A 19,797-nucleotide genomic window follows, 5' to 3' on the forward strand; every position below is an offset into this window, starting at 1 on the left:
GGCCTGATAAGCGTCGCGCCCTCTGTGTCCATCCCCTGCTCCCTGATATTGTCGCGGCTTTCCCGGCCTGCCCACATCATCGCCTGTTTGCCACTTTTTTAGCCTGTCGTTAGTTGTTATACTGGATGGGTAAACAGTATCAGGAGTTTCTGAGTGGCAAGGCGTCAATCCGCCCCGCGTCTCGAATTCGACGCAGCGGCAATTTATGAATACCCTGAACATTTGCGCCAGTGGCTGGAGGCCATGCCAAAGCACCCTGGCGTCTATATTTTTCATGGCGAAAGCGAGGCGATGCCGCTGTATATCGGCAAAAGCGTCAATATCCGCAGCCGGGTGCTGTCACATATGCGCACCCCGGATGAAGCCTCAATGCTGCGCCAGTCCAGGCGTATCAGTTGGATCTGCACCGCCGGAGAGTTGGGTGCGTTGCTGCTGGAAGCCCGGCTGATCAAAGAGCAGCAGCCGCTGTTTAATAAACGCCTGCGCCGCAATCGCCAGCTCTGCTCGCTACTGCTCGGTGGCGAGAAACCGCAGGTGGTCTATGCGCGCGAAGTGGATTTTTCCGCCACGCCGGAGCTCCACGGGCTGTTCGCCAACCGCCGCGCCGCGTTACAGGCGCTGCAATCCATCGCCGATGACGAAAAGCTCTGTTACGGTCTGCTGGGGCTGGAGTCGGTCACGCGAGGTCGTCCCTGCTTCCGCTCAGCGCTGCAACGCTGCGCCGGAGCATGCTGCGGCAGAGAACCGCGCGAAGCGCACGATGCGCGTTTCGCGGCGGCGATGGCGCGCATGAAGCTGGTATGCTGGCCCTGGCAAGGGCCGGTCGGATTGAAAGAGAGTTTCGGCGCGATGACGCAATACCACATCATTCACAACTGGCTGTGGCTGGGTTCGGTTAACAAGCTGAGTGAGGCCACCGCGCTGCTACGCACGCCAGCCGGTTTCGACCATGATGGTTACAAAATACTCTGTAAACCTTTGCTCAGCGGCGAGCATGAAATCATCGATCTGGATTAATGCCCGGGCAGCCAGCTGATTTCACTGAACAGCAACTGCCCTTCTGGCTTCAACAACCGCAGCGTATGCCGCCCTTCCTGCCAGCAAGCGCCCTGATCGGCGGTTAACAGTTTATCTCCCAGTTGCCACGCGCCACTAAGAATAAACACCACGCCGCCACGCGTCCCGAAGGTGGTAAACGTGCGATCGGCAATGCGCACTTTTGCCTGGCAACGGTCACGGCGCGTCAGGATATTGAAATCCATCGACATTTTCCCTTCCGACAGTTCCACTTTCACAGACTGTTCACCGGCAAAGGTAAAAGGCTGATGGTGTTTCAGGGTGTGGCGGAAAACGCTACCGCCATCCAGCGTCACTTCACCGCCTTCCAGCAGGGTTATCACCCGATCGACGCCGGGGAACTGAGGAAATTCACCGTTACTTGCCAGTGAAGCAATACTGGCGCGCCAGTTAAAATCGCGAGTGGCGGGCGGAAAACAGCAAATCTCCCGGGTCTCGCCCGCACCATTACGCCAGAGATTCACCGGCATTTTGCGAATATCAAAGAATTCCATCATCACTCCTGAAGGGCGCGGTGATGCAATCCGCGCCGCTGCTTCAGCAGGCAGCTTGTTATTGTTTATTGTCGTTGTCGGATTATCGGCAGCAGCAACAATTTGCCTTAGGCCACAGCGTAACCAGACATGTAAAAAAATATAAATTTCAGATAAGTAACGCACCCGAGAAGAGGGGCTTCACGAGAATACCGTGCCACGGGCGGCTGGCAAGAGGGAAGGAAAGAAAAACCGCCGATTCTGCCCATCACGTACTGCATGCAATGGGCAAAACCGGCGGTCTTGATAGGGGGTGCTGAATTACTCAGCAGGTGCAGGAGGCATTTTACCTTCCGCTGCCGGACGTTCTGTCAGACGCTTCTCAAAATTCGCATTGAACTGCTTTTTCTGCTCCGGCGTCAGGATGTTGTAAATTTTGTTCTGCGTTTCCATATGTCTCAGCATGCCAGCTTTATGCTGTTCTTCCATTTTCGCGATCTGTGCTTCCGCTTTCGCTTTGTCGAAGCTGTCGCTGGTGATGATGTCATGCATTGCACGCATCTCTTCAACCCGCGGACGTTTCATCTCATCACGCTGGCTTTTCATAATTTCGTGGATCTGCTGTTTCTGTGCATCGGTCAGATTCAGGTCTCTGAACATCATATCGTGCGGACCTTTACCCTTGTGGTGCATCATCATCGGCTTACCGTCAGCAGGTGCAGCCGTTGTATCGTCGGCGTGCGCCAGGCCAGCAGCGCCAAAAGCCAGGGTAGAGGCAACAAACAGAGCAGTCAATTTACGCATAATTTTATTCCTTACTTCGGTTTTACTTACGGCGATTGCCGTGTTGACGCTATTTACTTTACCGTCTTTATCGTCAATTAATCAGAGCGACAGTAAAACAATGAAAGTGTAAATACTCTTTTTACGTCAAATGTGAGGGAAATAAGGATAAACAGTGGAGAGTTGAAAATTAAATAATCAATACATTGATTAATAAGGAATTATGAAGAGTATAAAGTAACGCTGATTAATAATAAACCCAGCAACCAGGATTTTTCCGTAATTTATTTAAAAAGCCACCAAAAAAAATAAGCCCTGTGGTAACAGGGCCGAGGTATTAGTTTATTTTTTCCAGCATTAATCCGGCGCGCAAACCTACAGCAACACCAGGATTCGGAAATAGCACATACTCTTCATCATGCTGCACAACGTAGCGTTCACCGCGATCTTCCGCCAGCAGCGTCCCGGCGCTGAAAGGCGTAAAGTTCAGCGTTTCTGCTGACATATACAGTTTGAACGCCTCACTGTGTCGCGTCAGTTGCTGCACAACCCGGTAACGTACCGGCGTACTCTGCTTGTCCGGCGCAGGTTCACCGGCCAGCAATGCTGCCAGCGCCCATGCGGTACGCTGAAACTGGCTGAGATCGTTCTCGCCAAACGGCAGCGCTTTACCCAGCTCCAGCGTACAGGCCAGCGCCTCAAATTGCGCGCACGTGAAGTGGGTAAACGTGCCGCCCGGCGCCTGATGGAACACCAGCGCTTCCAGCCCTGCAGAGCCCAGCCACTCCAGAAACAGTTCATCCCACGGCTGCGCACGCTGCGGCAGCACGCCGAAACGCACATGATGCGATCCGCGAATCGCCGTATGCAGATCGAGGTGCCAGCGCTCCTCATCGCCACCGGCAAAAAAGTGGGTGACCGCACGTTCAAGCTGCGCGGCACGCACCGTTTCATCGCTGGGCGGGAGTTGTTGCCAGCGTCCACCAAACATGCGGTTCAAATCGCTATGCAGAAAACGCTTTCCTTCCCTCAGCGCCTGCGGGTTGCCAAGGATGACCAACAACCGCCAGGTAAGCGGCTGCGTGCCGGAAAACATATTTTTCAGCAGGATGTCCAGCATCTCCACCGGCGCGGTTTCATTGCCATGAATGGCGCAGGAGAGCACCAGCGAACGCCCGGTAGGGTGCGGCGGCACCAGTTCAAGGATCCCTTGCTCGTGCCACAACCAGTGAATACCGCCCGACTCCCCTGACATTTTACGCGGGATGTCACCCGATAACGTGGTGGCAAGAAAGTTATCCATACAACCTCCGGTTAACGCTGGAAGGGATAAACAGAACCGAGGTTCAGCAACTGCGTGAGTCTGTCCAGCGCTTCCCGCCCTTCCCGCAACAGCTGCGGATCGGCAAGATCTGCCTGTGTCAGACGGTCGCGATAGTGGCGATCAACCCAGTCATTGAGCGTGGCGAACAACGTATCGTTCATCATCACCGCCGGATTTACCGCCTGCTGTTCCGCCCCGGTTAACACTACGCGCAAGCGCAGGCACGCCGGGCCGCCGCCGTTTGCCATACTCTCGCGCAGATCGAACACCTTCAGTTCAGCGATCGGGTTATCCTGCGCCAGCAACTGGTTCAGATAACGCCAGACGCCTTCATGCTCCCGCGACTCCTGCGGCAACACCAGCACCATGCGACCATCTTCATGGCTCAGTAGCTGGCTATTGAACAGGTAAGTCGACACCGCATCGGCAACCGATACCGCCTGCTGCGGCACTTCGATCGCCATAAAACCCGGCACGCGACGGCGTAACTCCGCCAGCAGTTGCGCTTGATCGGCAAAGGCGTGCTCGTGGCAAAACAGTAACTGGCGATTGGAAACAGCAATAACATCATTATGGAACACGCCCTGATCAATGACCTGGGAATTTTGCCTGGCGTACACCACCTGCGAAGGGCGAACCTGGTTGAGACGCGCCACCGCCTGGCTGGCTTCCAGCGTCTGACGAGCCGGATAGCGTGTCGGTGCAAGCGTGCTGCCCTCTTCGCGCCCATAGACAAAAAGCTGGACGCCCGGATCGCCATAGTCGCCACCAAAGCGGTTGTGGTTAGCGGCACCTTCATCGCCCAGCATTGCCACTTGCGGTAGCGCCGAATGCACGCTGAATGTCTCTTCATCGCGGAAAATCGCCCGCAGCAGCGCTTCAGTGGTCGGCGCTTCGATCGCGCGATGGAATTTATTGTTGAGATTCGCCACCGTCAGGTGGACTTTGCCATCCGCGGAATCCGCCGACGGGCAAACCGTGGCGGCATTGGCAACCCACATCGCCGATGCCGAACTGGCGGAAGAGAGGATTTGCGGCGCCTGCGCTGCGGCTTTTTCGACCACCTGCTCATCGCTGCCGCTAAATCCCAACTGGCGCAACACCGGCACATTGGGGCGCTCATGCGGTGGGATCACCGCCTGCGGGAAACCGGCATCGGCCAGCGCCTTCATTTTCAGTAGCCCCTGCTTCGCTGCCAGCTTAGGGTTGGAGACCTGGAAACGGTGCCGGGTCGAGGCTTCATTGCCGAATGACAACCCGGCATAGTGGTGCGTCAGGCCGACCAGCCCATCAAAGTTCACTTCATGCGCTTTCATGGTTGTTCCTCGCGGGAAAAATCGAGACCCGGGCTGAGCGTTTGCGGCAGGGTCAGATCGGCAGATTCAAGGCTCGCCATAGGCCATGCGCAGTAATCCGCCGCATACCAGGCGCTGGCGCGATGGTTACCGGAAGCGCCCACACCGCCGAATGGTGCGGTACTGGCCGCGCCCGTCAGTGGTTTGTTCCAGTTAACAATCCCGGCGCGCGCTTCCAGCAACAGCCGATCAAACTTCTCGCGCTGCGGGGAAATCAGCCCACAGGAGAGCCCGTAACGGGTATTGTTCGCCAGCGCGATGGCTTCATCGAAATCGTCATAACGCCAGACGCACAGCAGCGGGCCAAACACCTCTTCATCCGGCACGTCAGCCACTCCGGTCATCTCAATAATGCCCGGCGTCAGCAGTGAAGTGCCTTCTTCCAGCAGACGTGGCGCCAGCAAGGTTTTGCCGCCGCGCGCTTCATGCTCCTGCCACGCGTGCAGCACATGCTGCGCGGCCTGCGCGGAGATCAAACCGCCCAGGAACGGCTGCGGTTCTGCATTCCATGCCTGCGGCGTGAGACGTGCGCTCACCTCCACCAGCCGCGCAAGGAAAGCATCGCCCTCTGCTGAGCGTTTCACCAGCAAACGTCGTGCGCAGGTACAGCGCTGTCCGGCGGTAATAAAAGCGGACTGGATAGCCAGATGTACGGCGGCATCAATATCCTGAATATCTTCGACGATCAGCGGGTTATTGCCGCCCATTTCCAGCGCGAGGATCTTCTCCGGCTGACCCGCCAACTGGCGATGCAATTGATAACCAGTATTGGCGCTACCGGTGAACAGCAAACCGTCCAGCCCCGGCAACGCACTCAGCGTCTGCCCGGTTTCGCGTCCGCCCTGCACTAAATTGAGCACCCCGGCGGGCAGACCAGCCTGCTCCCACAGTTTAACCACCGCTTCGCCGCTCCACGGCGTCAGTTCGCTCGGTTTGAACAGTAGCGTGTTGCCCGCCAGCAGCGCCGGAATAATATGGCCGTTCGGCAAGTGGCCTGGAAAATTATAGGGCCCGAAAACGGCGAGAACGCCATGCGGACGGTGGCGCAACGTTGCTGCGCCGTCGGCCATTTCCGTGTGCTGTTCGCCGGTTCGCGTGTGATAAGCCTTCACGGAAATGGTGGCTTTATTGATCATCGCCGTTACTTCGGTCGCTGCTTCCCAGCGCGGTTTCCCGGTTTCACGGGCAATGATTTCCGCCAGCGCGGCTTTATTGGCTTCCAGCAGGCTGGCAAATTTTTCCACCACCGCCTGGCGCACGGAGAAAGGTTCGCGCGCCCATGCCGGAAAAGCGTTACGCGCAGCCCGATACGCCTCTTCGACCTGTGCGGCGCTGGCATCAAAACCGTGCCACAGCGCTTCATGGCTTACCGGATTACTTTTCACCCGACGCTCACCTTCACCGGTTACCCAGTCGCCATTGATCCATAAACTCATTGTGATTTCTCCTCGGCACACAGGCGAACCAGCCGCACGGTATCGCCCGGCTGACATTTCAACGCATCCAGTTCTGCGGCGCTTAACAGCAGCCGCTCCGTGTTGGGATCCGCTTTGATAAGCATGGCTCTAAATTGCTCGTATTGCTCATTCGCCACCATGCAGGTTGGCCACTCTCCCGGCGCGCGCTGCCCTTGCGCCACGGTAACCAGCCGGCTTTTGCGGATCGCCCGCACCCGGTCAACATCGCATTCCAGCGTCGGCCCGCCATCAAAAATGTCGACATAATTGCGGTAGCGAAAGCCCTCTTTCTCCAGCACCGCGCGTGCTGGCGCGGTCTGCGGATGCACCTCGCCAATAACCGCCTGCGCCTCGTCGGAGAGGAAGTGGGTATAAATAGGATGTTTGGGCATCAATTCGGCGATAAACGCTTTCTGCCCGGTCCCGCACAGATAATCAGCACGGCTGAATTCCATTGAGAAGAAACGTTTTCCCAGGCTCTCCCAGAACGGCGAGTAACCATGCTCGTCGATGACGCCGCGCATCTCCGCCACCACTTTTTCGTTAAAGCGATCGCGAAAGGCCGCCATAAACAGAAAGCGCGACTTCGACAGCAGATAGCCGTTGCCCTCTTTGCGCCAGGCCGGATCGAGAAACAGCGTGCACAGCTCGCTGCTGCCGGTGTGATCGTTACTGAGAAATAACGTTGGCAGCGCATTGTAGACATTCAACTCTTTCGACGCATGAACCTGAGTCCCCACGCGGTAGTTATACCAGGGATCGTTAAGCCCCACCGCCACTTCGATGGCGCAGATCCCGGCCACTTCACCGCTTTGCGTCTCTTCCAGCACAAAAACATAGCCCTGCTCGCCCTTCGGCAACTCCCCTTGCCACGTGCGGCGGGCACGCTCAATACGCGCGGCCAGCGTCGCTTCATCGGCTGGTAACGATGTCAGCCCACCGCCGGTTTTCCCGGCCAGCTTCATCAGCGCCGGTAGATCGCTTGCCGCGACAGGACGGATCACCATCATGATACGTTCTCCGCAAGGAATTTTTCACAGGCGCGGGTAAAGCGCGCAAGCCCGGTGCGAACCTCTTCTTCACTGATATTCAGCGCCGGAGCAAAGCGCACCACGTTGCCACCGGCAATCAGCACCATCACCCCTTCCGTTGCCGCCAGTTGCGAAATCTGTTTCGCTTTTCCGGCATGTTCCGCCACCAGTTGGCAGCCAATCAGCAGCCCGAGGCCGCGAATGTCACTGAACAGAGGATGGCGATCGTTGAACGCCGTCAGCTGCTCAACAAACCACTGGTGGCGCTGTTTCACACCGGTCAGTGTTTCCGGCGTATTGACGATATCCAGCACCGCACCAGCAACTGCGCCCGCCAGCGGATTACCGCCGTAGGTCGTGCCATGTGTACCCACATTCATCACTTTGCCGAAGGTTTCAGTGGTGAGCATCGCGCCAATCGGGAAACCGCCGCCCAATGCTTTCGCGGTGGTCAGTACATCCGGTGTCACACCATAGTGCATATAGGCATACAGTTCGCCGGTGCGGCCGACGCCGGTCTGCACTTCATCAAAAATCAGCACCGCGTTGTGACGGGTACAGAGATCGCGCAAGCCCTGTAAAAAGGCCTGACTGGCCGGGAGCACACCACCTTCCCCCTGCATTGGTTCAACAATGACCGCGCAGGTGTCGTCATTGATCAGTGCGCTGGCGGAAGCCAGATCGTTGTAAACCGCATGCTGGATCTGCGGCGGCAACGGCGCAAAATCCTGCGAGTAGGCCGGTTGCCCGCCAGCGCTGACGGTAAACAGCGTGCGGCCATGGAAAGCATTTTTGAAAGCCACAATGCCGCTTTTCTGCGGGCCGAAAGTGTCGTGGGCATATTTACGTGCCAGTTTCAGCGCCGCTTCATTCGCCTCCGCGCCGGAGTTACAGAAGAAAACGCGATCGGCAAACGTGGCATCCAGCAACCGTTTCGCCAGCTTCAGTACCGGCTCATTGGTATAGCCATTGCCGGTATGCCAGAACTTCGCCGCTTGCTCGCTCAGAGCCTTGCACAATGCGGGATGGGCGTGGCCCAGCGCGTTTACCGCAATCCCCCCGGCAAAATCGATGTACTCGTTGCCCTGTTGATCCCATAAACGCGACCCTTCCCCGCGAACCGGAATAAAAGGCGCTGGCGCGTAGACAGGCAACATCCATTGATCAAAATTTTCACGCGTAATTGACGTAGACATAGCGACCTCATCCGGTAAATAAAAAGTCGAATAAATGTTAATGAATATGAACATTCTCGCTGTAAATGTAGATTGCACAGTTCGTGCCAGCCAGCGATAAAAATGCATAAACGTCCTGGAGCAACGAAATATCAGCAACTTACAGCCTGTCTCTATTCACATAAAATGCATAAAAAGTGAATAAATGTATATCCAGGCGAGGTGATGGGCGATCGGAGGCGCGGGTTTATGCAATAAGAATATTTAATTCTGGAACTGTGATCATCAGCGAAATTAATCTTCACGCACTGCCCCATTTCGGCGCAGCGCGCACCAAACCAGGGCAACCGACGCGTTTTTTGCTCATCAGTAACAGCAATATCAATAAGTGGCGGTGGTTAAATGTAAATTCTGCTAACATCTGTGCATCTTTTTACTGCTAAGTGGCGGCGACTATGAAATTTGTCTCTTTTAATATCAACGGCCTGCGTGCCCGGCCTCATCAACTGGAAGCGCTTGTCGAGCAGCATCAGCCGGACGTAATCGGTCTGCAGGAGACAAAAGTCCATGACGATATGTTTCCGCTCGAAGAGGTGGCGCGACTGGGTTACAACGTCTTTTATCACGGGCAAAAAGGTCACTACGGCGTTGCGCTGTTGACCAAAGATACGCCGGTTTCCGTACGTCGCGGCTTTCCCAACGACGGCGAAGAGGCGCAGCGTCGCATTATCATGGCGGAAATCCCGTCGCCTCTCGGCAATATCACCGTGATTAATGGCTACTTTCCGCAGGGCGAAAGCCGCGACCATCCGCTGAAATTCCCGGCGAAAGAGAAGTTCTACCAGGATCTGCAAACCTTCCTCGAAACCGAGCTGAAAAAAGAGAACCCGGTACTGATCATGGGCGATATGAATATCAGCCCGACGGATCTGGACATCGGCATCGGCGAAGAGAACCGCAAGCGTTGGCTGCGCACCGGGAAATGCTCGTTCCTGCCGGAAGAGCGTGAATGGATGGAGCGCCTGAAGGGCTGGGGTCTGGTGGATACTTACCGCGAAGCAAACCCGGAAACCAACGATCGCTTCTCGTGGTTTGATTACCGCTCCAAAGGCTTTGATGACAACCGTGGCCTGCGCATCGATCTGTTGCTGGCGAGCCAGCCGCTGGCCGAGCGCTGCATCGAAACCGGGATTGATTACGACATTCGCAGCATGGAAAAACCGTCCGATCACGCGCCGGTATGGGCCAAATTTAAGGTCTGATGCCATGACGTCCGGCAATCCGTGGGTTACCGCGCAGTGGCTGGACGATTTACTGCAACACAATCCGCCAGCCGAAACATGGCGGCTGCTGGAAGTCGGCTATAACGCCGAGCCAACCTATCGCGCCGGGCACATTCCCGGCGCGCATTACATTGACACCCAACTTGTCGAAAGCCTGCCGCTGTGGAATGTGGTACCGCCCGAAATACTGCGCGCGGTGCTGTCCCGCTACGGTCTACGCAGCGATATGACTGTCATTCTCTACGGTCGCGGTAACTATGCTGCCGAGCGGCTGGCGCATATTCTGCTGTACGCGGGCGTTAACGATGTCCGTCTGCTGAATGGCGGCTGGCAGAGCTGGCAACGCGCAGGGCTGCGGCAAACGAGCGACCTGCCGCCCGCCATCACCGCGCAGGATTTCGGCGCGCCGTTCCCTGCACGGCCACACTTTTTACTTAACCTGGCGCAAACCCGGCAACGAATGGCGCAGCCAGAAACCGTGCTGATCAGCGTACGCAGTTGGGATGAATTCAGCGGCAACAGCAGCGGGTATCACTATATTTCCACCGCTGGTGATATTCCCGGCGCGCGCTGGGGACACGCTGGCGGCAACAGTCAGTTTATTACGGATTACCATCATCCGGATGGCACTGTACGCTCCCCGCAAGAGATTGCCGCATTGTGGCAGCAGCAAGGCATCACCGCCGATCAACAGGTAATTTTTTACTGCGGTACCGGCTGGCGCGCATCGCTGGCATTTTTGCTTGCCCGCGCACTCGGCTGGCAGAAGATCGCCGTGTATGATGGCGGCTGGTTCGAGTGGAGCCAGCAGCAGAAAATGGAACAGACGGATGACAACCCTGAAAACAGTTGAGGTGGTCGCGGCGATCATCGAGCGCGATGGCAAAATTTTGCTGGCGCAGCGCCCGCCGCACGCAGATCAAGCCGGGCTATGGGAGTTTGCTGGCGGCAAGGTGGAAGCCGGGGAGACGCAGCCGCAGGCGCTAACGCGTGAGCTGCGCGAGGAACTGGGTATTGATGCCCTGCCTGCTCGTTATGTCGCCAGCCACCAGCGGGAAGTGTCCGGGCGGATGATCCATCTGCATGCGTGGCACGTTGTTGCCTTTCACGGTGAGCCAACCCGCCACTATCACAGCGCCTTGCTGTGGTGCGAACCCGCTGACGCCCTGAAACAGGCATTGGCGCCAGCGGATATCCCGCTACTGGAAGCGTTTATGGCTTCACGCGACGCCAGACCAGCGGATTAGTGGAAATGGCGCGTTCATCGCGCTGGCACTGTAACAGCACGCCTTCGGCTTTCACCACCGCGCCTTCACTGTAATTTTGATTGCCATACACGCAGCACTGGATGCACGGCTGCGTGGTTTGCGTCTGCCCGCCGGAGCTAAAGACTTCCGGGGGGACATTCACTTCAATTCCCGGCGAGGGTAAACGTTCGGCCAGCGCGCTGCCCGCTGCTACCACCAGTAATGCTGCTATCCACGATAAACGGGCCATAACTCTTCCTTTCTGATTGACGCCATGTATTACTATAACGGATCTATTTCCCACAGCTTTAGTTTCCTCAATCATCGTTTTTCGTTATGACGATGCGCAGATTATTAATTTGCCTGGTGTGGGGCATTTTCCTTTGCGGCATGCACCATTACGGATGTTATAGTCCGAAAGTGCCCGTTTTTTGCGCACCACAATCACAACAACTTCACCTAAAAATAAGAGAAGCTTATATCTATGGATCAGACCCACTCTCTTGAATCCTTCCTCGGTTATGTTCAGCAGCGCGATCCGCACCAGCCGGAGTTCGCCCAGGCCGTGCGCGAAGTGATGACCACCCTCTGGCCGTTTCTTGAAGCTAACCCGCGCTATCGCCAGTTGTCGCTGCTGGAGCGGCTGGTTGAACCGGAACGCGTGATCCAGTTTCGCGTGGCCTGGGTTGATGACCGCAACCAGGTGCAGGTCAACCGCGCATGGCGCGTACAGTTCAGCTCCGCCATTGGTCCCTACAAAGGCGGGATGCGTTTTCACCCGTCAGTGAATTTGTCGATTTTGAAATTCCTCGGTTTCGAGCAGACCTTTAAAAACGCGCTGACCACCCTGCCAATGGGCGGCGGCAAAGGCGGCAGCGACTTCGATCCGAAAGGCAAAAGCGACGGCGAAGTGATGCGTTTTTGCCAGGCGCTGATCGCCGAACTGTACCGCCATCTCGGCGCGGATACCGACGTTCCGGCGGGCGATATCGGCGTCGGTGCGCGTGAAGTCGGCTTTATGGCCGGGATGATGAAAAAACTCTCCAACAACACCGCCTGCGTCTTCACCGGCAAAGGGTTGACGTTCGGCGGCAGTTTGATCCGCCCGGAAGCCACCGGCTACGGCCTGGTTTACTTCACCGAAGCGATGCTGAAACGCCACGGTCTCGGTTTTGAAGGGATGCGCGTGGCGGTTTCCGGTTCCGGCAATGTGGCGCAGTACGCCATCGAAAAAGCGATGTCCCTTGGCGCGCGCGTGATCACGGCTTCTGATTCCAGCGGCACTGTCGTTGATAAAGCCGGTTTTACGGCGGAAAAACTGGCCCGTCTGTGTGAAATCAAAGCCAGCCGCGATGGCCGGATCGCCGACTATGCGCGGGAGTTTGGCCTGAACTATCTGCAGGGCCAGCAACCGTGGTCCGTGCCCGTGGATATCGCGCTGCCGTGCGCCACGCAGAATGAACTGGATGTGGATGCAGCACGCGTGCTGATCGCCAACGGCGTGAAAGCGGTGGCCGAAGGGGCGAATATGCCCACCACTATCGCGGCGACCGAACTGTTCCTTGAAGCAAACGTGCTGTTCGCGCCGGGTAAAGCCGCCAATGCGGGCGGCGTAGCCACTTCCGGGCTGGAGATGGCACAGAATGCCGCGCGTTTAAGCTGGAAAGCAGAGAAAGTGGACGCCCGTCTGCACCACATCATGCTTGATATTCATCAGGCCTGCGTCGAATACGGCGGTGAAGGTAAACAGACGCACTATGTGCGCGGCGCCAACATCGCCGGTTTTGTGAAAGTCGCCGACGCGATGCTGGCGCAGGGTGTGATTTAACCCCAGGCCTGATAAGCGAAGCGCCATCAGGCATTCATTGCCGGATGGCGGCATACAGGCTTTATCCGGCCTACGACACAACAGCGTCGCCGCCCGCCTCAGTTGATGGCGGGCGTTTTTTACTCCGTCCTTTGGCAAACGTTTTTTTCTTCTCGCCGCCCGGCGCAACCAGGCCACGGAACTGACGCACCGGCGTATTACGCGCCTGGTGGATCAACTCATGCAGCGTGCTGACCAGCGGCTGCATGAAGTCCTGATAGCGGCACTCTTTTTCGCTGATTTGCGTCAGCACCGACTCCCAGTGCGCCGTCATATCCGGTCTGGCCGCCATTTCCGGCAATGAATGGATCAGTGCCCGTCCCGGCTCGGTGGAGTGGATGTAGCGCCCTTTTTTAACCAGGAAACTGCGTTTAAACAGCAGCTCGATAATCCCGGCGCGCGTTGCTTCCGTCCCCAGCCCGTCGGTGGCGCGCAGGATCTTTTTCAGCTCTTTATCCTGCACAAAGCGGGCGATACCGGTCATCGCCGACAATAATGTGGCGTCGGTAAAGTGGCGCGGCGGCTGCGTCTGACGGGCCACCACTTCGCCCTTCTCGCACAGCAGCTCGTCGCCTTTCGCCACCACCGGCAGCGGCGTGCCATCGTTCTCCTCATCGCGCTCTTTCGAACCCAACAGCGTTCGCCAGCCGGCTTCCGCCAGGAAACGCGCTTTGGCGATAAACTTGCCGTTGGCGATATCCAGATCGATCTGGCATTTGCGGAACACCGCATCCGGGCAGAACTGCATCAGATACTGGCGGGCAATCAGGTTATAAACGTTGGCTTCGTTATCGCTGAGATTCACTTTCGATGCCCGCGCGGTCGGAATAATGGCGTGGTGCGCATCGACCTTTTTGTCATCCCAGCAGCGGTTGCGCGTATCCGGGTTGACCACCGGCTGCGGCAGCAGATCCGGCGCATGCGCGCCAATTGCATTCATCACCGCATGGCGCCCGGCAAAGTGCTCTTCCGGCAAATAACGGCAATCCGAACGCGGATAGGTAATCAGCTTGTGGGTTTCGTACAGCTTCTGGCAGATATCCAGCACATTTTGCGCGCTGAGACCGTAGCGTTTCGCCGCTTCAATCTGCAACGCCGAAAGGGAAAACGGCAGCGGCGCCAGTTCCGATTCGCGCTTATCGTTATACGCCGTAACCAGCGCTGGCTGGCCGGTAATGCGGCTGACCACATGTTCCGCCAGCGGACGATGCAGCAGACGCCCTTCTTCATCCTGATACGGCTCGCAGGCATCGCTCGGCTGCCACAGGGCGGTAAAGCGCTCCCCGGCAGGCGTGATGATATGCGCTTTCACCTCAAAGAAATCTTTCGCCACGAAGTTTTCGATCTCTTCATCGCGGCGCACCACCAGCCCGAGCACCGGCGTCTGTACGCGGCCAACCGAGAGCACGCCCTGATAACCGGCGTTGCGCCCCAGCAGCGTATACGCGCGGGTCATGTTGATGCCGTACAGCCAGTCGGCGCGGGCGCGGGCCAGCGCCGATACGCACAGCGGAATAAATTCGCTGTTGGCGCGCAGGCGTTCGATCGCGCGCTCCACCGCCTGCGGGTTGAGATCGTTAATCAGGCAGCGTTGCACCTGCTGGCGTTTTTCCGGCGCCAGTTGCAGGTAGTCGATCACCTCGTCCACCAGCAACTGCCCTTCGCGATCCGGGTCACCCGCGTGCACCACCTGCTCGGCATCCGCGAGCAGGCGTTTAATGACATTGATCTGTTTCAGCACCGACGGGCGCGGTTGCAACTGCCACTTTTCCGGCACAATCGGCAAATCCGCCAGATTCCAGCGGGCGTAGCGGCTATCGTAGGCATCCGGCTGCGCCTGCTCCAGCAGGTGACCGATACACCAGGTCACCACCTGACCATTACCGCACTCAATATAGCCGTCGCCTTTGCGATGCGGTTTGGGTAACACATCGGCAATGGCGCGGGCCAGACTGGGCTTTTCGGCAATAAATAACCGCATGAATTAACGGATCTCGATCATCGGACGACCGCCGCGAGCACTGACCAGCTCGCCAATGGCGCTCAGTTCAATGCCATACTCTGCCGCCGTGGCTTTCACCTCGTTTTCCGCTTCCGGCGACACCGCCAGCAGCAGGCCGCCGGAGGTTTGCGGATCGCACAGCAGATCGCGCACGGGCGCAGGCATTTCGCCCATCAGATGACCATAGCTGGCAAAGTTGCGCTGCGTGCCGCCCGGCACGGCGCCTTTGGCAATATACTCTTCGACGCCCGGCAGTTTCGGCACGGCCTGATAATTCACCTGCGCCTGCACACCAGCGCCCTGACACATCTCGCTCAGATGGCCGAGCAGGCCAAAGCCGGTGACATCGGTCATCGCTTTCACCCCGTCGATATTCGCAAAGGCTGCGCCAGCAATATTCATCCGGCACATCACTTCCGTTGCCAGGCCAACATGTTCCGGCTTAAGCAGGGATTTTTTCTCGGCAGTGGTTAATACGCCAATGCCCAGCGGTTTGGTGAGGAACAGTTTGCAGCCCGCCTGCGCGGTGCTGTTTTTCTTCACGCGCTCTGTCGGCACCACGCCGGTCACGGCGAGACCGAAAATCGGCTCCGGCGCATCAATAGAGTGACCGCCCGCCAGCGCAATACCCGCCTGCTGGCAAGCAAAGCGCCCGCCATCGATCACTTCACGGGCAATTTCCGGCGGCAGTTTATCGAGCGGCCAGCCGAGGATGGCAATCGCCATGATCGGTTTTCCCCCCATCGCGAAGACATCGCTGATGGCGTTGGTTGCCGCAATACGGCCAAAATCGAACGGGTTATCGACGATAGGCATGAAAAAATCGGTGGTACTGATAATGCAAGTGCCGTTACCGAGATCGTAAACCGCGGCGTCGTCGCGCGTTTCATTGCCGACCAGCAGATTCGGGTCGAGAAACTTTGCCTGCTCGCTGTGCAGAATGGTATCCAGCACTTTGGGGGAAATTTTACAACCGCAACCGGCTCCGTGGCTGTATTGCGTTAAACGAATGGTTTGCTCGCTCATGGACATCTCCTGTCATTGCAATCCCGCTATGGTAGCGCCCAAACGGCATGGTGGTAAGTCTGCGTGTCTGAATTCACGCGCTGTTGCTCATTAAGCGAACGAATAACAGCATTTCGCCGCTGAGTATGTCGCCACATAACATCACTGAACTCAATACATCGGCCATTTTGCGATACAGAGCAATTTTTTAAACCGTGAGTTTATTTATTACTGTTATATGACAGAAATATTACTTATCTTTTCAACTGAGGATGTTATTGATAATTAAAGGAATCACTAATGAAAAGACGTTTACTTACCCTCTGCATTGCCAGTTTGTTCTCTGTTAATACCTTTGCGCTTGTCCCTGCGGGCAACGATGCCACCACCAAACCAGACCTCTACTACCTGAAAAATGCGCAGGCGATTGACAGCCTGGCGTTGCTGCCGCCACCGCCGGAAGTAGGCAGCATTGCGTTTCTCAACGATCAGGCGATGTATGAACAAGGCCGCCTGCTGCGCAACACTGAACGCGGCAAACAGGCTGCGGAAGACGCCAACCTGAGCAGCGGCGGCGTCGCCAATGCCTTCTCAACGGCTTTCGGTTCACCGATTACCGAAAAAGATTCCCCGCAGTTGCATAAGCTGCTGACCAATATGATTGAGGATGCGGGCGATCTGGCGACGCGCGGTGCTAAACAGAAGTACATGCGCATCCGCCCGTTTGCCTTCTATGGTGTGCCGACCTGCAATACCAAAGAGCAGGATGCACTGTCGAAAAACGGCTCCTACCCTTCCGGCCATACCTCAATTGGCTGGGCAACGGCGCTGGTGCTCGCAGAAATTAACCCGCAGCGCCAGGATCAGATCCTCAAACGCGGCTACGATCTGGGGCAAAGTCGGGTGATCTGCGGCTACCACTGGCAGAGTGATGTTGATGCCGCGCGGATCGTCGGTTCTGCCGTTGTTGCCACGCTGCACACCAGCCCGGCATTCCAGCAGCAATTGCAGAAAGCCAAAGCGGAATTTGCTGCGAAGAATAAGTAGCAAATTAATAACGCAGGCCGGATAAGCGTTAGCGCCATCCGGCCTGTGAATAGATGTGGTGATTAAAAACGCGTGACGAACGGAGCGATATCCGGAACCGTAACGGTGGTGGAGGCTTTCAGTTGCGGCGTGCCGAGATACAGGAAGCCGACGATTTTGTCCTGCTCGCGGCAGGCAAACGCCTCGCGCACCTGCGGGCTGTCGGTCAGCGGGCCGGTACGCCAGATGCCATTGAACCCCTGAGCCAGCGCCGCCATCTGCATCGCCATCACGGCACAACCGGCAGAAAGCAGCTGTTCCCACTGCGGCACTTTATGACCCACTTCACATTTCGCGACCACGGTAATAATCAGCGGCGCGCGCAGCGGCGAAGTGCGCGCTTTCTCAATGCCCTTCTCATCCTGGCCTGCCGCAATTGCGCCCTGCTCCAGCACCTTACCGAAGCGTTCGCGCCCTTCGCCGTCGATAACGAAAAAGTGCCACGGTTGCAGCGTACCATGATCGGGTGCGCGCATACCGGCACGCAGAATGTTATCCAGTTGTTCACCCGCTGGTGCCGGTTCCGCCAGGCGTGACGCGCTACGACGGTTGACGAGCAGTTCAAGTGCATCCATTAGTTAAACTCCTGTATTAAAATTTATTCTTAAAATTAACACGGACGTAGAATTTGTTACAGCGCCGCAGGCGATTCCTGCTGACAAGAGGCGGCGGGATAATTAGGATAACCACACTTCACCGCCCGGGCAGCGGTGGCCTAAACAAACCAGGGAGAATACATGCGAACACTTTGGCGTTTTATTGCCGCTTTTTTTCGATGGAGCTGGCGATTGCTGAACTTTATCCGCAATCTGGTATTGAATTTGTTCTTTATCCTGCTGGTTCTGGTGGGCGTCGGGATCTGGATGCAGGTAAGCGACAGCAAAACCGAGCACAGCAATCGCGGCGCATTACTGCTGGATATCACCGGCGTAGTGGTCGATAAAACTTCAACCAGCGGACGTCTTGGTGCACTGGGCCGCCAGCTCTTTGGCGCCAGTTCCGATCGCCTTCAGGAGAATTCGCTGTTTGATATCGTTGAGACCATTCGACAGGCGCAGAGCGATCGCAATATCACCGGTATTGTGATGGATCTGAAAAACTTCGCCGGCGCCGATCAACCCTCAATGCAGTACATCGGTAAAGCGCTGCGCGCGTTCCGCGACAGCGGTAAACCGGTTTACGCTATCGGTGATAACTACAGTCAGGGCCAGTATTACCTTGCCAGCTTCGCCAATAAGATCTGGCTGTCGCCGCAGGGCGTAGTGGATCTGCACGGTTTCGCCACCAACGGCCTCTACTACAAGACCTTGCTGGATAAGCTGAAAGTCACCACGCATGTGTTCCGCGTTGGCACGTATAAATCTGCCGTTGAGCCGTTTATTCGTGACGATATGTCCCCTGCCGCGCGCGAAGCGGACAGCCGCTGGATCAATGAGCTGTGGCAAAACTACCTTAATACCGTTGCAGCAAACCGCCAGATCACAGCACAACAGGTCTTCCCTGGTGCGCAGGCGATGCTGGACGGTCTGCGCAAAGCCGATGGCGACACGGCAAAATACGCGCTCGACAACAAGCTGGTGGATGAGCTGGGTTCCGCTGCCGAGGCCGAAAAAGCGATGGTCAAACAGTTTGGCTGGAGCAGCGAAGATAAAAACTTCCGCGCTGTCAGCATGTATGACTATCAGACGAAGAAACCGAGCGATGTCGGCGGCACCGTTGCCGTGATCTTCGCGAACGGGGCGATCATGGATGGCGAAGAAACACCGGGGAATGTCGGCGGCGATACCACAGCCGCGCAGATCCGCGACGCACGTCTTGATCCAAAAGTGAAGGCGATCGTCCTGCGGGTGAACAGCCCTGGCGGCAGCGTCAGTGCTTCCGAAATCATCCGCTCTGAACTGGCAGCGGCAAAAGCGGCTGGCAAACCGGTGGTGGTGTCGATGGGTGGCATGGCGGCCTCTGGCGGCTACTGGATCTCGACCCCGGCGAATTACATCATCGCCAATGCCAGCACCCTGACCGGCTCGATTGGTATTTTTGGCGTGATCAATACGCTGGAAAACAGCCTCGATACCATTGGCGTGCACACCGACGGCGTCGCCACGTCACCGCTGGCGGATGTCAGTATGACCAAAGCGCTGCCTGACGAAGTGCAGCAGATGATGCAACTGAGCATCGATAATGGCTACAAACGCTTTATCACGCTGGTCGCGCAGTCACGCAATAGCACGCCTGAGCAGGTCGATAAGATTGCCCAGGGTCACGTCTGGACAGGCCAGGATGCGAAAAACAACGGTCTGGTTGATGCGCTGGGCGATTTCGACGATGCGCTGGCGAAAGCCGCGGAACTGGCGAAACTCAAGCAGTGGCATGTGGATTACTACGAAGAGGAGCCGAGCTTCTTTGATCGGGTAATGGACAGCATGACTGGCTCCGTGCGCGTGATGCTGCCGCAGGCATTGCAGGCTTATCTGCCTGCGCCGCTGGCCAGCGCTGCGCAGGAAGTAAAAGCCGAAACGGACAAACTGGCGGTGTTTAACGATCCACAAAATCGTTACGCCCTCTGTCTGAACTGCGCCAATATCCGCTAAACTCACCTCACACGTCCCCTCCACCGGAGGGGATTTTTTAG

Annotated in this window: 18 protein-coding genes; 7 read left to right on the plus strand and 11 right to left on the minus strand. The window is 56.9% G+C overall.

From position 1 onward, the window contains the following. The first annotated feature begins 153 nt into the window (after window positions 1-153). Entirely contained in the window at window positions 154-1,017 is an 864-nt protein-coding gene (gene cho, locus CWM66_RS02470) for an excinuclease Cho (protein WP_071920669.1), read from the plus strand. Here the strand turns inward: cho and ves are convergent. The 7 genes from ves to CWM66_RS02505 all read right to left on the minus strand — a co-directional run bounded on the left by ves (window position 1,014) and on the right by CWM66_RS02505 (window position 8,696). Then, window positions 1,014-1,571 carry an environmental stress-induced protein Ves gene (gene ves / locus CWM66_RS02475; RefSeq protein WP_007374620.1) on the minus strand — a complete coding sequence of 186 codons (558 nt, stop codon included), beginning with the start codon at window positions 1,569-1,571 and terminating at the stop codon, window positions 1,014-1,016. The genes cho and ves overlap by 4 nt on opposite strands. 300 nt (window positions 1,572-1,871) lie before the next feature. After that, window positions 1,872-2,354, minus strand: coding sequence for an ATP-independent periplasmic protein-refolding chaperone Spy (gene spy / locus CWM66_RS02480; protein WP_007374618.1), 483 nt, complete (start codon window positions 2,352-2,354; stop codon window positions 1,872-1,874). Between the two features lie 316 nt (window positions 2,355-2,670). Next, window positions 2,671-3,636 carry a succinylglutamate desuccinylase gene (gene astE, locus CWM66_RS02485; protein ID WP_072440565.1) on the minus strand — a complete coding sequence of 322 codons (966 nt, stop codon included), beginning with the start codon at window positions 3,634-3,636 and terminating at the stop codon, window positions 2,671-2,673. Window positions 3,637-3,647: 11 nt separating this feature from the next. Continuing rightward, window positions 3,648-4,973, minus strand: a complete 1,326-nt coding sequence (astB, locus tag CWM66_RS02490) for an N-succinylarginine dihydrolase (RefSeq protein ID WP_007374616.1) — start codon at window positions 4,971-4,973, stop codon at window positions 3,648-3,650. Further along, on the minus strand, window positions 4,970-6,448 hold the full coding sequence (astD, locus tag CWM66_RS02495; protein ID WP_107146215.1) for a succinylglutamate-semialdehyde dehydrogenase: 1,479 nt from the start codon (window positions 6,446-6,448) through the stop codon (window positions 4,970-4,972). Before astD ends, astB begins: the two co-directional genes overlap by 4 nt. After that, entirely contained in the window at window positions 6,445-7,479 is a 1,035-nt protein-coding gene (gene astA / locus CWM66_RS02500; RefSeq protein WP_107146216.1) for an arginine N-succinyltransferase, read from the minus strand. Before astA ends, astD begins: the two co-directional genes overlap by 4 nt. After that, complete coding sequence (locus CWM66_RS02505) at window positions 7,476-8,696, minus strand: aspartate aminotransferase family protein (protein ID WP_007374613.1); 1,221 nt, start codon at window positions 8,694-8,696, stop codon at window positions 7,476-7,478. Before CWM66_RS02505 ends, astA begins: the two co-directional genes overlap by 4 nt. A 434-nt stretch (window positions 8,697-9,130) precedes the next feature. Here CWM66_RS02505 and xthA point away from each other — a divergent pair, with 434 nt between their 5' ends. From xthA to CWM66_RS02520, 3 genes are read left to right on the plus strand one after another with little or no spacing between them, the layout of a single operon-like run. Beyond that, window positions 9,131-9,937, plus strand: coding sequence for an exodeoxyribonuclease III (xthA, locus tag CWM66_RS02510; RefSeq protein ID WP_007374611.1), 807 nt, complete (start codon window positions 9,131-9,133; stop codon window positions 9,935-9,937). Window positions 9,938-9,941: 4 nt separating this feature from the next. Continuing rightward, window positions 9,942-10,811: a sulfurtransferase gene (locus CWM66_RS02515; RefSeq protein ID WP_107146217.1), complete on the plus strand. Its 870-nt coding sequence runs from the start codon at window positions 9,942-9,944 to the stop codon at window positions 10,809-10,811. Next, window positions 10,789-11,205 carry a pyrimidine (deoxy)nucleoside triphosphate diphosphatase gene (locus CWM66_RS02520; protein ID WP_035886124.1) on the plus strand — a complete coding sequence of 139 codons (417 nt, stop codon included), beginning with the start codon at window positions 10,789-10,791 and terminating at the stop codon, window positions 11,203-11,205. The genes CWM66_RS02515 and CWM66_RS02520 overlap by 23 nt, the downstream gene beginning before the upstream one ends. On the opposite strand, the gene CWM66_RS02525 is transcribed toward CWM66_RS02520, so the two are convergent. Continuing rightward, window positions 11,171-11,455 (minus strand): DUF1496 domain-containing protein, encoded by a 285-nt coding sequence (locus CWM66_RS02525; RefSeq protein ID WP_064567046.1) that lies wholly within the window; start codon window positions 11,453-11,455, stop codon window positions 11,171-11,173. The two genes, CWM66_RS02520 and CWM66_RS02525, sit on opposite strands and share 35 nt — an antisense overlap. A 234-nt stretch (window positions 11,456-11,689) precedes the next feature. On the opposite strand from CWM66_RS02525, the gene gdhA reads away from it, so the two are divergent. Beyond that, window positions 11,690-13,033, plus strand: a complete 1,344-nt coding sequence (gene gdhA / locus CWM66_RS02530) for an NADP-specific glutamate dehydrogenase (protein WP_072440555.1) — start codon at window positions 11,690-11,692, stop codon at window positions 13,031-13,033. Between the two features lie 70 nt (window positions 13,034-13,103). Here the strand turns inward: gdhA and CWM66_RS02535 are convergent, their stop codons facing one another. Both CWM66_RS02535 and selD read right to left on the minus strand, forming a co-directional pair. Continuing rightward, window positions 13,104-15,053, minus strand: a complete 1,950-nt coding sequence (locus CWM66_RS02535) for a DNA topoisomerase III (RefSeq protein ID WP_079518038.1) — start codon at window positions 15,051-15,053, stop codon at window positions 13,104-13,106. A gap of 3 nt (window positions 15,054-15,056) precedes the next feature. Next, on the minus strand, window positions 15,057-16,100 hold the full coding sequence (selD, locus tag CWM66_RS02540; RefSeq protein WP_035886130.1) for a selenide, water dikinase SelD: 1,044 nt from the start codon (window positions 16,098-16,100) through the stop codon (window positions 15,057-15,059). 279 nt (window positions 16,101-16,379) lie between these two features. Here selD and phoC point away from each other — a divergent pair, with 279 nt between their 5' ends. Further along, a complete protein-coding gene (phoC, locus tag CWM66_RS02545) occupies window positions 16,380-17,126 on the plus strand; it encodes an acid phosphatase PhoC (RefSeq protein ID WP_007374604.1) in 747 nt (248 codons plus the stop codon). A gap of 62 nt (window positions 17,127-17,188) precedes the next feature. Here the strand turns inward: phoC and CWM66_RS02550 are convergent, their stop codons facing one another. Next, window positions 17,189-17,740 (minus strand): NAD(P)H nitroreductase, encoded by a 552-nt coding sequence (locus tag CWM66_RS02550; RefSeq protein WP_007374603.1) that lies wholly within the window; start codon window positions 17,738-17,740, stop codon window positions 17,189-17,191. Between the two features lie 162 nt (window positions 17,741-17,902). Between CWM66_RS02550 and sppA the strand changes: the two genes are divergently transcribed. Continuing rightward, a complete protein-coding gene (gene sppA, locus CWM66_RS02555; protein WP_107146218.1) occupies window positions 17,903-19,756 on the plus strand; it encodes a signal peptide peptidase SppA in 1,854 nt (617 codons plus the stop codon). Window positions 19,757-19,797: the final 41 nt, after the last annotated feature.

The organism is Kosakonia sp. H7A, from assembly GCF_003028445.1.
Taxonomy (GTDB): domain Bacteria; phylum Pseudomonadota; class Gammaproteobacteria; order Enterobacterales; family Enterobacteriaceae; genus Kosakonia; species Kosakonia radicincitans.

Coding starts and splice junctions, on each gene's coding strand:
- gdhA (WP_072440555.1), top strand. CDS start 11,690: ATGGATCAGACCCACTCTCTTGAATCCTTCCTCGGTTATGTTCAGCAG.
- CWM66_RS02535 (WP_079518038.1), bottom strand. CDS start 15,053: ATGCGGTTATTTATTGCCGAAAAGCCCAGTCTGGCCCGCGCCATTGCC.
- astD (WP_107146215.1), bottom strand. CDS start 6,448: ATGAGTTTATGGATCAATGGCGACTGGGTAACCGGTGAAGGTGAGCGT.
- astA (WP_107146216.1), bottom strand. CDS start 7,479: ATGATGGTGATCCGTCCTGTCGCGGCAAGCGATCTACCGGCGCTGATG.
- selD (WP_035886130.1), bottom strand. CDS start 16,100: ATGAGCGAGCAAACCATTCGTTTAACGCAATACAGCCACGGAGCCGGT.
- CWM66_RS02550 (WP_007374603.1), bottom strand. CDS start 17,740: ATGGATGCACTTGAACTGCTCGTCAACCGTCGTAGCGCGTCACGCCTG.
- CWM66_RS02515 (WP_107146217.1), top strand. CDS start 9,942: ATGACGTCCGGCAATCCGTGGGTTACCGCGCAGTGGCTGGACGATTTA.
- astB (WP_007374616.1), bottom strand. CDS start 4,973: ATGAAAGCGCATGAAGTGAACTTTGATGGGCTGGTCGGCCTGACGCAC.
- spy (WP_007374618.1), bottom strand. CDS start 2,354: ATGCGTAAATTGACTGCTCTGTTTGTTGCCTCTACCCTGGCTTTTGGC.
- CWM66_RS02525 (WP_064567046.1), bottom strand. CDS start 11,455: ATGGCCCGTTTATCGTGGATAGCAGCATTACTGGTGGTAGCAGCGGGC.
- xthA (WP_007374611.1), top strand. CDS start 9,131: ATGAAATTTGTCTCTTTTAATATCAACGGCCTGCGTGCCCGGCCTCAT.
- astE (WP_072440565.1), bottom strand. CDS start 3,636: ATGGATAACTTTCTTGCCACCACGTTATCGGGTGACATCCCGCGTAAA.
- sppA (WP_107146218.1), top strand. CDS start 17,903: ATGCGAACACTTTGGCGTTTTATTGCCGCTTTTTTTCGATGGAGCTGG.
- phoC (WP_007374604.1), top strand. CDS start 16,380: ATGAAAAGACGTTTACTTACCCTCTGCATTGCCAGTTTGTTCTCTGTT.
- CWM66_RS02520 (WP_035886124.1), top strand. CDS start 10,789: ATGACAACCCTGAAAACAGTTGAGGTGGTCGCGGCGATCATCGAGCGC.
- ves (WP_007374620.1), bottom strand. CDS start 1,571: ATGGAATTCTTTGATATTCGCAAAATGCCGGTGAATCTCTGGCGTAAT.
- CWM66_RS02505 (WP_007374613.1), bottom strand. CDS start 8,696: ATGTCTACGTCAATTACGCGTGAAAATTTTGATCAATGGATGTTGCCT.